The organism is Stappia sp. MMSF_3263 (genome assembly GCF_030733745.1).
Classification (GTDB): Bacteria; Pseudomonadota; Alphaproteobacteria; order Rhizobiales; family Stappiaceae; genus Stappia.
On the sequence record NZ_JASHIK010000009.1, the window covers coordinates 86,090 to 97,996 of the forward strand.

Below are 11,907 nucleotides of genomic sequence, written 5' to 3' on the forward strand. Positions count from 1 at the left end.
CATACCCAACAGCCAAAGGAGAGACCCGCCATGGAGCCGGAAAACGCGCTCTTGAAACGAGCCTATGCCCTTGATGGCGACGCGGAAAAAATTCGCGACCTCTATGCCGACTGGGCGCAAAGCTATGACGGTGACACGACCCGGGGCATGGGCTATGTCGCGCCCGCTATCGCCGCCGAGGCGCTGGCCGGAGCGCTTGGCTCGGCCGAGGCAGTGCTGGATGCGGGCTGCGGCACCGGCCTGGTCGGCCGTGAGCTCGACAGCCGCATCGAGGCCGCGATCGACGGCATCGATCTCAGCCCCGGCATGCTGGAACAGGCGAGGGGCAAGGGCGTCTACCGGCGTCTCGCCGAGGCAGACCTGACCGCGCCGCTGGCCTTTGCCGACAACACCTATGACGGCGTGGTGAGCGTCGGCGTCTTCACCAGCGGCCATGTCGGCCCCGGGGCCATCGACGAACTGGCCCGTGTGGCACGGCCCGGCGCGCCGCTGGTCGTCACCGTGCACGAGAAGGTCTGGGAGAGCGATGGCTACCCCGAACATCTGAAGGGGATGGAAAAACGGGGCCTGCTCCGCATTCGGGCCGTGCGCGATGCCGTCTATCACGAAAAGGAAGGCTATCGCTGCAAGCTCTGCGTGCTCGAGGCCGCCTGAGGGCGGGGGTGCTCACGCCCTTTTCACGCCCTGTCGATCAGGTGGACATAGGAGCCCATGACGCGCCCGACGCGCAGGCCCAGATCGCCGATGAGCGTGCCGGTCGCATCGCGGGCCTCGAACAGGCGGTTCGTCTCACCCTCCCGCACCAGCGTCGAATAATGGAACTCGTGGCCGGTGAGCGCCCCCTGCCAGGGCGCGCCGGCATGGGCGAGGAGCCGCCGGTAACCCAGATGCCGCTTGCGGGCGGCAAAGCTCGTTGCCAGCGGCAGCAGGCCGAGCATTGCATGACCGCTGCCTTGCGCGTCGACCAGCTCGTCGCCAAGCACCATGTAGCCGCCGCATTCGCCATAGACCAGCGCCCCGCACGCCGCCGCCGCGTGCATGCCGGCCCGGAACGTGGAGGCGGCCGCGATCCGGCCTGCATGCAGCTCCGGATAGCCGCCGGGCAGATAGACGGCATCGGCGCCGTTGCCGGGTCCCTCGTCGGCAAGCGGCGAGAAGAACGTGATCTCGGCGCCCTGCGCCCGCCAGCCCTCGATCAGGTGCGGATAGGAAAAGGCAAAGGCGACATCGCGGGCGATGGCAATGCGCTGGCCGGGCGGGGCAAGCGTTGATGGCTCGCCGCCACCGTCACGAACCGGCCGGGCCAGCCGGATCAGCGCGTCGAGATCGCAGGCAGCCTCGATGCGTTCCGCCGCGCGGTCGAGAAACGCCTCGAGATCGCCGTGCTCGCCCGCCTGATGCAGGCCGAGATGGCGCTCGGGCAGGTCCAGCGCCGCGTCGCGGGCGATGGCGCCGAGGACCGGCATGCCGATCGCATCGAGCGCGGCCCGCAGCATCGCCTCGTGGCGGGGGCTTCCGGTGCGGTTGAGAATGACGCCGGCGACATCGATGTCGGCGCGGTGGTCGCGAAAGCCGCGCACGAGGGCTGCGACCGATTGCGATTGTTTCGCCGCGTCGACCACGAGCAGCACCGGCAGCGACAGGCGCGCGGCAAGGTCGGCGGTCGAGCCGCTGCCGTCGGCGGCCCCGTCGAAAAGTCCCATCACACCCTCGATGACGACAATGTCGGCGTCCATCGCCTGCCGCGCGGCCAGCGCGTCGGTCAACGCGCCGCGCATGGCGAAGGGGTCGAGATTGACGCAAGGCCGGCCGCTGGCGGCGGCATGGAAGGCGGGGTCGATATAGTCCGGCCCGGTCTTGGCGCTGGCGACGCGCAGGCCCCGGCGCGCCAGCGCGCGCAACAGTGCCAGCGTCAGCACGGTCTTTCCGGCGCCCGAGGACGGGGCGGCGATGACAAGGCCGCAGCCGGTGCTCATCCGGTCACGGATGTCCGCTGGCCCAGGCCCAGCGGGTCGGCAACCAGCTCGCGACCCGCCAGTGCGCCGAGCCAGTCGAGACCGGCGCGCAGGCGCACCACCTCGCCGACGCACACGATCGCCGGCGGCTCCAGTCCGGCCTCCGCCGCGTCCCGCGCGGCCGTTCCGAGTGTCGTCTCGAGCACCTTCTGGGTGGGCAGCGAGGCATTGCAGACGATGGCGACCGGTTCGTCGGCCTTGCGGCCGCCGGCGAGCAGCTTGGAGGAAATCAGCTCGATGTGCTTCATCGCCATGTACATGACGATCACCGGCGATCCGCGCGCAACCGCCTCCCAGTCGATGGCCGAGGGGGTCAGGCCGGTCTGGTCGTGGCCGGTCAGGAAGGTGACGGCCTGGTTGGTGTCGCGGTGGGTCGCCGGGATGCCGGCATAGGCGAGCCCGCCGATGCCGGCGGTGATGCCGGGAATGATCCGGAAGGGCACCCTTTGCGAAACCAGCGTCAGCGCTTCCTCGCCGCCGCGTCCGAAGACGAAGGGATCGCCGCCCTTCAGCCGCAGCACCCGCTTGCCCGCCCGGGCATGCTCGATGAGCTTCAGCGAGATGTCGCGCTGCTTCGGGCTCGGCTTGCCGCCGCGCTTGCCGGCATAGTCGATGGTGGCATCGGGCCGGGCCAGCGCCAGGATCGAGGTGTCGACCAGCGCGTCATAGACGATGACGTCCGCCTGGCGCAGGCCGTTGATCACGTGCAGCGTCAAAAGGCCCGGATCGCCGGGGCCCGCCCCCGCCAGCCACACCCAGCCGGGTTCGAAGGCAGGCAGGGCGAAATCGCCAGGCAGCAGCCCGGCGAGCGGTGCGCCATGCGGTGCCGCAGCCTCGGTTCCGGCGTGCTTTTCGGTATCGGTCGTGTCTCTCATGCTGGCCTTTTTGTACGCCGCCGTGGCGGTCCAGCCAAGGTTGCATTGCGTCCGTCGCTATTGGAATTGCGACCTGGCGGCGCGCGCACCTATAGTCGCGCCCATGAATGCGGGAAAAACCGAACGAAAGCAGCCATCCGAGCTGCGCCGGGGCTGGACCACCGGAACCTGTGCCAGCGCCGCCGCGAAGGCCGCCTACGAGGCGTTGCTGACCGGTGCCTTTCCCGATCCCGTCGAGGTGAGCCTGCCCAAGGGCGAGCGCCCCGCCTTCGCGCTGGCGCGCGAGGAACTGGGCGAGAGGTTCGCGCGCGCCGGCATCGTCAAGGACGCGGGCGATGATCCCGATGTCACCCACGGGGCGCTGGTGATCGCGACGATACGCGAGGGCGCAGCGGGCTCCGGCGTCAGCTTCCGGGCCGGCGAGGGGGTCGGCACGGTGACGCTGGCCGGCCTGCCGGTGCCGCCCGGGGAACCGGCCATCAATCCGGTGCCGCGCGAGATGATCCGCAAGGCGATCGCCGAGGTGGCGGAGCGCTTCGGAGCGAGCGGCGATGTGGAGGTGGAGATCTCCATCCCCGGCGGCGAGGAGATTGCCCGTCGCACCATGAACCCGCGCCTGGGTATTCTCGGCGGCCTGTCGATCCTGGGCACCACCGGCATTGTCCGGCCCTTTTCCTGCGCCGCCTGGATCGCCTCGATCCATCGCGGCGTCGACGTGGCGCGCGCCGCCGGGCTTGTCCATGTGGTCGGCGCCACCGGATCGACGTCGGAGGCAGCCGCCCTTGCCCGCCATCCGCATCTGAGCGAGATGGCCTGTCTCGACATGGGCGACTTCGCCGGCGGGCTGCTCAAGTATCTGCGCGCCCATCCCCTGCCGAGGCTGACCATGGCCGGGGGCTTCGCCAAATTCGTCAAGCTGGCCCAGGGCGCGCTCGACCTGCATTCCGCCCGCAGCCAGGTGGACTTCGAGGACCTTGCCGGGATCATGGCCGACGCCGGGGCCTCGCCGGCGCTGGTCGATGCCGCGCGCCATGCCAACACCGCCAAGGAGGTGCTCGACCGGGCCTCCACTGAGGGCATCGACGTTGCCGCCTGCGTGGCGCGCGCCGCAAAGACGCAGATCCGCGCCGTGCTGCGCGCCGCGGCGATCGATGTCGAGGTGCTGCTGGTCGACCGGGCCGGCTCGGTCGTCGCGCATGAGCCGTTCGATGCGGACACGCACGCATGAGCGGGCCGCTTGTCCTGCTGGTGCTGGGCGGCACGGGGGATGCCCGCGCGCTGGCCGGCCGGCTCGCCGGCGATCCGCGTTTTCAGGCAAGCGTGTCGCTGGCAGGCGCTGTCGACCGGCCCGAGGCCTATGCGCTGCCCGTCAGGACCGGTGGCTTCGGCGGGGCGCAAGGACTGGCTGATTTCCTGAAAGAGACCGGCGTCGCGGGCCTTGTCGATGCAACCCATCCCTTCGCCGCCCGCATCTCGGCAAATGCGGTGGCCGCCGCCGTGGAGGCCGGTGTTCCGCTGCTGCGGCTGGAGCGGCCGCCCTGGCACCCTTCATCGGATGATGACTGGCGCGAGGTCGACGATCTCGACGCGGCGGCGGCGGTTCTGCCGCAAGGTGCCCGTCCCTTTCTGGCGGTCGGGCGCAAGGAGATTTCCCGTTTTGCCGGGCGCGGCGATCTCGACTGCCTGATGCGGATGATCGACCCGCCCGGGCAGGGCGTGCCGCTGCCCCGGGGCAGGCTGGTGCTGGCGCGGCCCTCGGACGATGTCGACACGGAGGCTGCCCTGCTGGAAAGCCACGGCGCCACCCATGTCGTTGCCAAGAACAGCGGCGGGCGCTGGGGCGCGGCGAAGCTTGCCGCCGCCCGCCGGCTCGGCCTGCCGGTGATCATGGTGCGCCGGCCCGAAACCGGAATGGCGGGCGCAGGCGCGGGCGAGAGGGTCGGGGACGTCGCGGCGGCGATGGCCTGGCTGGAGCAACTGGCCGACAAGGCGGCGTCAGCTTGAGGGCTGCCTGCTGCCCGTGAGCCTGAGCCACAGGATTTTCCACAAGTAGCGGACGACGCCGGTCGTGTAGCGCTTTCCGAGGCGGCGCGGCTCCTGCAGGAAGCGGAAGATCCATTCCAGGCCGAAGCGTCGCATCGGCCCCGGCGCGCGGACCACCTCGCCGGCGGTGAAGTCGAACAGCGCGCCGACCCCGAGCGCCAGCGGTACCTCGAGATGCGGGAACAGCCGGTCGATCAGGTATTCCTGCTTGGGATTGCCCATCGCGACGAGCAGGATGTCCGGGCTCGCCGCATTGATCGCGGCGGCAATCCCGGCTTCGTCGTCAGGGCTGAAATAGCCGTCACGCCAGCCGCAGATCTCGACGGCGGGATAGCGGTCCGTGAAAGTCGTGGCCGCCTTTTCCACCACATGAGGATGGGCGCCAAGAAGGTAGAGGCGGGTGCCGGCCGGCGCGGCGGCCAGCAGCGCGGGGATGAAATCGGTGCCGTTGAGATTGTCGGGAAAGCCCGTGCCGGACAGCACGCGGGCGCCGATTTCCGCGCCGATCCCGTCGTTGAGCACCAGAAAGCGCGACAGCGTCCGGGCATAGGCGGCATCGTCCATGGCCAGCAGCAGCCCGTGCGCATTGGCGAAGGCGACGGCGCGCCTTTGCCGCCGCGCGACATGGTCGAGAAGCAGCGCCACGGCCGCCTCCCGCGACAGGCGGGCAAGCTCGACCGGTCCGATTCTCACCGGGCCGCAGGTCGCTTCTGCGCGGGAATCCCCGACTTGGGGCGCTGGCGCTTGCTCGCTCATGGTTGCTGCTTCCGATCCGGTTGGGCAAGGGAATGGACGGTTTCTACTCAATGGGCTGCGAATGTAGGGCGAGCGCCTCTCGAAATGGTGAACAGGTGCCTAACCGACGATGCGATATCGGGAAAGGCAAGGGGCGGTTTTGGGGAAATGTTAACCATGAACGGTGACACTCCAAAGCGCCGGAGCATGTGGCGGAGGGATGCCGCCACGATGCCGGACACGGTGCGATCGGGCTGCAACGACCCCGGCGCCGGACAGGAAGAGCGGTTCTCGAGCATGATAGACATCTACCAGATCCCCGGGATTCTCAAGAAGCGCATCGTCTGGCTGATCGTGCTGCCTCTCGTGTTCGTGACCCTGGCGATGGCGTTTCTTGCGATGCGCACGCCGGTCTACCGGGCGATGGCCGAGATGCTGATCGAGCCGCAGGGCCTGCAGATCGTAGGCAACGACATCGTCGCGCGCGAGGGCGGTGACGCGTTGCAGCGCCTGTCCATCGACAGCCAGGCCTATGTGATCCTGTCGAACGCGGTTCTCAACGAGGTCATCGAGAAACTGGACCTGGAAAAGGATCCGGCCATCACCAAGCCGATCGGTCCGGGCCGGATCGCCCGCCTGCTGGGCCGAAGCGCGCCCGAGCCGACCGCCGAGGACATCCGCGCCGCCGCCGTTGCCGGCCTGCGCGAGAGCCTGCAGGCGATTCGCATCGAGAAGGCCTTCGTTTTCAACATCTACGCCAGCCATCCGGATCGGTTCAAGGCGGCCGCCATCGCCAACGAGGCGGCGCGCACCTATCTCGACGAGGCGCGCCGCTCGCGCGCCGACACGACCCTGCGCGCCAGCGTCTCGCTGCAATCGCAGGCCGAGGACCTGCGCGCGCGGCTGGAGATCGCAGAGGCGGCGGTCGAGTCCTTTCGCGCGGAAAACGGCCTGATCAGCACCGGCCAGCGCGGGCTGGTCGTCGACCAGCAGCTCCAGGACGTCAACACCCAGCTGACCCAGGCCCGCCTGGACCTGGAAAAGGCGAAGGCGAATGCGGATCTTCTCGCCAACCTGACGGTCACCGACATCGAGGCCGGCGGCCTGCCGACCAACCTGCAGACCACCACGCTCGGCACGCTGAGGGTGCAGTATGCCCGCACAGCCGAGCGCGAGGCGCAGGCCGCGACGACGCTCGGCGCCAACCACCCGCAGCTGCGCGAGTTGCGCTCCCAGCTCGACAACACGCGCCGTCAGATCGCCGATGAACTGGCGCGCGTGCGCCGTTCGGTGACCAGCGAGGCCCAGCGCGCCGAGGCCAATGTCGTCGCGCTGGAAGAGGAATCGCGTCGCCTTGCCTCCTCCAATGTCAGCCAGGGCAAGTCGCAGATCCGCCTGCGCCAGCTGGAGAGCGAGGCGGAGTCGCTGAACGCCGTCTACAAGTCCTTCCTGAGCCGTGCCAAGGAGTTGCAGGAGCAGCAGGAGATCGACACGTCCAACTCGCGCATCATCTCGCGCGCGGTGGCGCCATTGTCGCCGACCGGCCCCTCGAGCATCATCGTGCTGCTTGCCGCCGGGTTCTTCGGCTTTGCCCTGGCCGCCGCCGGCAGCGTCGGCTGGGAGATGGTCAACGGCAAGCTGGGATCGGAACGCGAGCTCGTCGAGCGGACCGGGGTGCCGCTGCTCGCCAGCCTGAGCGCGCCCGGGCGCCCCTTGTCTGCCCGGCGCCTGGCGCGGCTGCTGCCGGGCGCGGGAGACCCGGCCGAGGCGGCCGAGCGCCAACTCGCCGTCGCCCGCATCGCCTACGCCCTGCGTCACGCGTTCGAGAACGAACGCCCGGCTCATGTTCTCGTCCTCTCCTCGGGCGATGCCGCGGGGGTCTCCCCGCTGACCAGGGCGATTGCCGCCGGTCTCTACGACATGGGCGAGGATGTCCTGCTGGCGCATATGGACGAGGGCGGGTCCGCCGCCCCCACCCGCCAGGCGCCTGCGGAACCGGAGCAGCTCGCCTCGCCGGCGCGCAGCCGCCTGTCGAGCCTGCGCCGCGAGGCGCAGCCCCCTGCCGAGCCGGCCGCAGCGCGGCGCGCCGCGCCCGCGAGCCCTTTCGCCGTCGAGCGCCTGGACGGGCGCGGCGGCGCGGTGCCCGGTCTGCGCGAGGCGGAGGACGACGAGTTCCTCGTCATCGATGGCGGCTCGGCGCTGTCCAATCCCTATCTGCCGATGCTGCTCGGCTATTGCGACGCGATCGTGCTGGTGTCCGGTGTCGGCGAGACTTCGCGCCGCGATCTCGACCGGACCCTGGCGCTGCTCCAGCCTTGGCAGGACCGGATGATCGGCAATGTGGCACTCGCGGCCTGAGGCGCTGGCAGCGCCCCGCACGGCCGGCCTGCCGGTCCGTCGCCGCCCTTTCGAGGCGCGGCCGGAGCCCTATGACCTGTGGTTGAAGGCGGTCGTTGCCGTCGTGCTCGGCGGGCTTGTCTTCAATTTCTTCCTGGCCTTCGTCAACACCCGCCTGTTCGGCATCTCCGCCAGCCACGTGATGCTGCTGGAGGTGATCCTGCTCGGCATCGGCCTGATGCTCGCGATTGACCGGCGCGTCGATCTCTATGTCGTGCTGATGATCTACCTGGCCTATATGGCCATGATCCTGGCGCTGCGCCCGGAACTCGACCTGAAGGCGATCCGCGACGGGCTGATCCCCATCGTGTTCTACTTCCTGGGTCGGGGGGTCCGCGATATCGAGACCGCCGACCGGCTTGTGCTTGGCTGCGCCGCGATCGTCATCGGCGTCGGGCTCTTCGAGTATTTCCTGCTCGATCTCTTCATCGCCAACGTCAACATCAACGACTACTACGTCGCCCGCGGCACCATCCAGCAGGGCGACAATTTCAACGAGGGCTCGAGCCTGTTCATCAGCGGCATCCGGCCGGAGGGGCGCAACTTCTTCCCCTTCCTCGGCCAGCACCGGGTTTCCTCGGTGTTCCTGGAGCCGGTGTCGATGGGCAATTTCGGCGCGTTCCTCGGCATGTGGGCGCTGTTTCGCAAGGACATGGCGCGGCGAAAGCTGCTCTTTGCCGCCGCAGCGACGGTGATCATCCTGGGCGATGCGCGTTTCGGCCTGTTCGTCTGCTTCGGCTTCGGGGCGGCCTTCGTCGTCCACCGCGTCGTGCCGCGCGTCCTGTGGTGGCTGCTGCCGGCGCTGGTGATTGTCAGCCTCGTGATCTACGGCAGCTGGACGACGCGGCTGAGCTGGGAGGACGATCTGGGCGGCCGCTGGTTCCATGCCGCGCGCCTGTTCCTGAAGCTCGACCTTGCGGGCATTTTCGGCATCTCGGCCATCGACACGTTCCTCGACGACAACGGCTATGCCTACACGCTGCACCAGTTCGGCCTGATCGGCGTCGCCGGATTGTGGTCGCTGTTCATCTTCGCCAGGACGCGCTCCGTCGATGCCTGGCGCTTCCGGGCACTGGTCGCGACCTATATCTGCCTGCTGATGGTGGTCTCGAATTCCCTGTACTCGATCAAGACCGCGGCGCTGCTGTGGCTGTGCGTGGGGGCTGTCGACGTCTGGCCGGGCTTCGCCCGCAAGCCGGCGGTGCAAGAGCCCGCGCGACGCGGTCCCCTCAGCGGCCGGTGACGTCCCGGTAGAGATCCTCGTAGCGCTGCGCGGTACCGGCCCAGGAGTAGGTGTCGGCGACCGCCATCACCTGCGCGCGCACCGCGGCGGGCGCCTTCACCAGGGCCGCATGGGCTTTCTCGATCAGGCGCGCGGTCGTGGGCGGATCGGTGAAATCGCAAAGCGAAATGCCCTCATGCCTGGCCGCGAAGGCGGAGAAGGCGGCATTGCGTTGCACCACGGGCATCAAGCCGGCACTCATCGCCTCGATCAGTGCGATGCCGAAACCCTCGTAGGCGGAGGCGCTGACGAACAGGCTGTTGCGCGCCAGGATGTCCCGGATCTGCGCGTCGGACGGGCCGATATGCAGGTGGACCTTCTCGGTGAGCCCGCGCGCGGCGATCATCCGCGTCACGTCTTCCGCGCTCCAGTCGAACGGGGTGCCGATAATGTCGAGTGTCCAGTTGTCGTCGCGCGCGTTCAGGTCCGCCATCGCGTCGAGCAACAGGTCGACCCGTTTGTTGATGGCCAGCCGGCCGATGGTGACGAGGCTGCGGCGCGGAACGCGGGAGCCGCAATCTCCGAACTTGCCGAGGTCGACACCGTTCTCGATCAGCCGCACCTTCGACGGCGCGATCTCGGAGAATTTCTCATAATCGCTCTGGCTGCAGCAGGCGACTGCGCTGTAGCGGTTGGCGGTCAGCCGGGTCACCGTGCGGAACCAGATCTGCTTGAGCAGGCGGTAGTCCTGGCTGTGAAAGAAGCCGCCATGGGTGGTGGCGACCATCGGTTTGCCGTGGAACGGCGCGGCAAAGGCGAGCGCGTCGAAGAAGAAGTCGACGGCATGCACGTGAACGAGATCCGCGTCGCGGATCGCCGACAGGATGCGGGGCGACATGGGATAGCGCGGCGAGCCGAAATAGGGCAGTCGCTCGATCTCGATCCCGTCGATCACCTCATGCGCCGGCAGCTTGCCGCCGGCGCCGCGAAACACCTCGTCGCAGGTGACGATGCGGATGCGCTTGAACCGGCCCTGCTGGCGCGCGGCCAGGCTGGCGACGAAATCCTCCAGCCCGCCGATGCTCGGCTTGTACTGGCGCACCACGTGCACGAGCGTGTCGCCGGCAAAGACCGGTTCCTGCCCGCCCGCGTCGCTCTCCAGGGGCTCGTTCTCGTGCATCGCCGCCCTCACGTGACCGCTCCCGCGAGGCCTGCAAGCGGGCTTCCGCCACGGCTTGCAAGAGCGCGGAACAGGCCGGCCATGCCGCAGGCGGTGTAAGCGGCACCGTCTTCGGTGTATTCGGCATTCTGCCGGGGCAGGGTGAAGGGGCTGTCGACATGTTCGCTGAACAGGCACCCCGGCGTGGTCGTGACGGCCGAGCGGAACCCGGCCTCGCGGGCGATACGCGGCTCGCGTGGTCCGGACAGCGACGGTGCGCCGTAAGGATAGGCGAAATGCGGAACCTCCCGCTGCAGGCGGTCCTCCAGGAAGCGCTTGTTGTCGGTCATCTCGGCGCGCACATCCGCGTCGTCCAGGAGGGAAAGCGCCCGGTGGCTCACCGTGTGGGCGCCGATCTCGATCAGCGGGTGACGGTCGGCGGCGATCATGTCGGCCTCGTCGATGGCGGCGCGCTCGACAATGTCGGCAAGGTCGATGCCATGGCGCGCGAAGGTCGGGCCGAGCGTTTCGGCGCGGCGGAAATCACCCCACACCCAGGCGAGCGCGCGGCGCAGGCCCGCGATCTTGCTGCCGAGATCCGGACAGGAATAGTGCACGCCCATCGGTTCGATGTCGATCAATTCGCGGTCGCGGAACAGTGCCGTCAGGCCGAGCCACCAGGCGTTGATGTCGCGGGCGATCATGCCGGTCGGCACATAGATCGTCGCGGGCGCCTCGAACCGCTCCATGACCGGCAGGGCGAGATCGATGTTCGAGCGATACCCGTCGTCGAAGGTGAGCACGGCGAAACGGCGCGCCGCCGGATCCTTCAACCGGCGCTGCGCTTCGTCGAGGGTGACGATGTCGCGGCCGGACTTGCGCAAATAAGCCAGGATCCGCTCGAAATCGCCGATGCGGCACCCCTGGTCGAGGTCGCGGCGCGGATCGTGGGTGAAGTCGTGGAACATCAGGATCACGCCGCGCCCGCCATAACGGGCTGCGACCAGGCGGGTCGCGCCGCTTGCGGACAGCACGCGCAATCCAAGCGTCTTGACGCGGCGCTTCCAGCGGTCCGCCCGGCTCAGTCTTGGCGTGATGGTCTGTTGCGCAACCATGCGTCCTGCGAAATGTCCTGTTGCGGCCGGCCTTGCCGGCTCCGGAACCTGCCTCGCGCCGTGCGGGCAGGGCTTGATCTCCTGCACGCTAGCCGCCGCGCGTGAACGACAGGTTGAAGTTTCGCCCTGCCGGCGACCGATTGCCGGTTTGGTAAAGCAATCGTGAACACGGGCGGCCGCCCGGGACGGCCCGATCCGGGTATGGATTTACCGGAAAGGTCCGGTTAAGCCCATTGAACGTTTTTCACCGCCGCAAAGCGCTCTCCGGGTTGGGGACACGGCAGGTTAAGATGTCCGGGCTATTGATCTTCCGATCATCGGCAGGGTCGGGCCGTCCGCCAGGACC

10 protein-coding genes are annotated in these 11,907 nt (G+C 68.8%); 5 read left to right on the forward strand and 5 right to left on the reverse strand.

Annotated features, from left to right (window positions below; genetic code table 11):
* Positions 1-30 precede the first annotated feature (30 nt).
* On the forward strand, positions 31-654 hold the full coding sequence (locus tag RBB46_RS11780) for a class I SAM-dependent methyltransferase (RefSeq protein WP_306029178.1): 624 nt from the start codon (positions 31-33) through the stop codon (positions 652-654).
* A gap of 23 nt (positions 655-677) precedes the next feature.
* Here RBB46_RS11780 and RBB46_RS11785 read toward each other — a convergent pair whose 3' ends face one another.
* Together RBB46_RS11785 and cobA are read right to left on the reverse strand one after the other, a co-directional pair.
* The gene (locus RBB46_RS11785; protein WP_306029179.1) at positions 678-1,976 is read right to left on the reverse strand and encodes a cobyrinate a,c-diamide synthase; all 1,299 of its coding nucleotides are present in this window, start codon (positions 1,974-1,976) and stop codon (positions 678-680) included.
* Positions 1,973-2,890, reverse strand: coding sequence for a uroporphyrinogen-III C-methyltransferase (gene cobA / locus RBB46_RS11790; RefSeq protein WP_306029180.1), 918 nt, complete (start codon positions 2,888-2,890; stop codon positions 1,973-1,975). The genes RBB46_RS11785 and cobA overlap by 4 nt, the downstream gene beginning before the upstream one ends.
* A 103-nt stretch (positions 2,891-2,993) precedes the next feature.
* Here cobA and RBB46_RS11795 point away from each other — a divergent pair, with 103 nt between their 5' ends.
* Together RBB46_RS11795 and RBB46_RS11800 are read left to right on the forward strand one after the other, a co-directional pair.
* The gene (locus RBB46_RS11795; protein ID WP_306029181.1) at positions 2,994-4,118 is read left to right on the forward strand and encodes a cobalt-precorrin-5B (C(1))-methyltransferase; all 1,125 of its coding nucleotides are present in this window, start codon (positions 2,994-2,996) and stop codon (positions 4,116-4,118) included.
* Positions 4,115-4,894 (forward strand): cobalt-precorrin-6A reductase, encoded by a 780-nt coding sequence (locus tag RBB46_RS11800; protein ID WP_306029182.1) that lies wholly within the window; start codon positions 4,115-4,117, stop codon positions 4,892-4,894. Before RBB46_RS11795 ends, RBB46_RS11800 begins: the two co-directional genes overlap by 4 nt.
* Here the strand turns inward: RBB46_RS11800 and RBB46_RS11805 are convergent.
* Positions 4,886-5,626 (reverse strand): WecB/TagA/CpsF family glycosyltransferase, encoded by a 741-nt coding sequence (locus RBB46_RS11805; RefSeq protein WP_306029183.1) that lies wholly within the window; start codon positions 5,624-5,626, stop codon positions 4,886-4,888. The genes RBB46_RS11800 and RBB46_RS11805 overlap by 9 nt on opposite strands.
* Positions 5,627-5,845: 219 nt before the next feature.
* Between RBB46_RS11805 and RBB46_RS11810 the strand changes: the two genes are divergently transcribed.
* Both RBB46_RS11810 and RBB46_RS11815 read left to right on the forward strand, forming a co-directional pair.
* The gene (locus RBB46_RS11810) at positions 5,846-8,026 is read left to right on the forward strand and encodes a GumC family protein (protein ID WP_306029184.1); all 2,181 of its coding nucleotides are present in this window, start codon (positions 5,846-5,848) and stop codon (positions 8,024-8,026) included.
* Positions 8,007-9,308: a UDP-phosphate alpha N-acetylglucosaminyltransferase gene (locus RBB46_RS11815; RefSeq protein ID WP_306029185.1), complete on the forward strand. Its 1,302-nt coding sequence runs from the start codon at positions 8,007-8,009 to the stop codon at positions 9,306-9,308. The genes RBB46_RS11810 and RBB46_RS11815 overlap by 20 nt, the downstream gene beginning before the upstream one ends.
* Here the strand turns inward: RBB46_RS11815 and RBB46_RS11820 are convergent.
* Positions 9,295-10,479, reverse strand: coding sequence for a glycosyltransferase family 4 protein (locus tag RBB46_RS11820; RefSeq protein ID WP_306029186.1), 1,185 nt, complete (start codon positions 10,477-10,479; stop codon positions 9,295-9,297). The genes RBB46_RS11815 and RBB46_RS11820 overlap by 14 nt on opposite strands.
* The gene (locus tag RBB46_RS11825; RefSeq protein WP_306029187.1) at positions 10,476-11,561 is read right to left on the reverse strand and encodes a polysaccharide deacetylase family protein; all 1,086 of its coding nucleotides are present in this window, start codon (positions 11,559-11,561) and stop codon (positions 10,476-10,478) included. Before RBB46_RS11825 ends, RBB46_RS11820 begins: the two co-directional genes overlap by 4 nt.
* Positions 11,562-11,907 lie beyond the last annotated feature (346 nt).

Excerpts from the sequence above, each read along its gene's own strand:
- RBB46_RS11815 (WP_306029185.1), top strand. The coding sequence starts at position 8,007 with ATGTGGCACTCGCGGCCTGAGGCGCTGGCAGCGCCCCGCACGGCCGGC.
- RBB46_RS11810 (WP_306029184.1), top strand. The coding sequence starts at position 5,846 with ATGAACGGTGACACTCCAAAGCGCCGGAGCATGTGGCGGAGGGATGCC.
- RBB46_RS11795 (WP_306029181.1), top strand. The coding sequence starts at position 2,994 with ATGAATGCGGGAAAAACCGAACGAAAGCAGCCATCCGAGCTGCGCCGG.
- cobA (WP_306029180.1), bottom strand. The coding sequence starts at position 2,890 with ATGAGAGACACGACCGATACCGAAAAGCACGCCGGAACCGAGGCTGCG.
- RBB46_RS11825 (WP_306029187.1), bottom strand. The coding sequence starts at position 11,561 with ATGGTTGCGCAACAGACCATCACGCCAAGACTGAGCCGGGCGGACCGC.
- RBB46_RS11780 (WP_306029178.1), top strand. The coding sequence starts at position 31 with ATGGAGCCGGAAAACGCGCTCTTGAAACGAGCCTATGCCCTTGATGGC.
- RBB46_RS11785 (WP_306029179.1), bottom strand. The coding sequence starts at position 1,976 with ATGAGCACCGGCTGCGGCCTTGTCATCGCCGCCCCGTCCTCGGGCGCC.
- RBB46_RS11800 (WP_306029182.1), top strand. The coding sequence starts at position 4,115 with ATGAGCGGGCCGCTTGTCCTGCTGGTGCTGGGCGGCACGGGGGATGCC.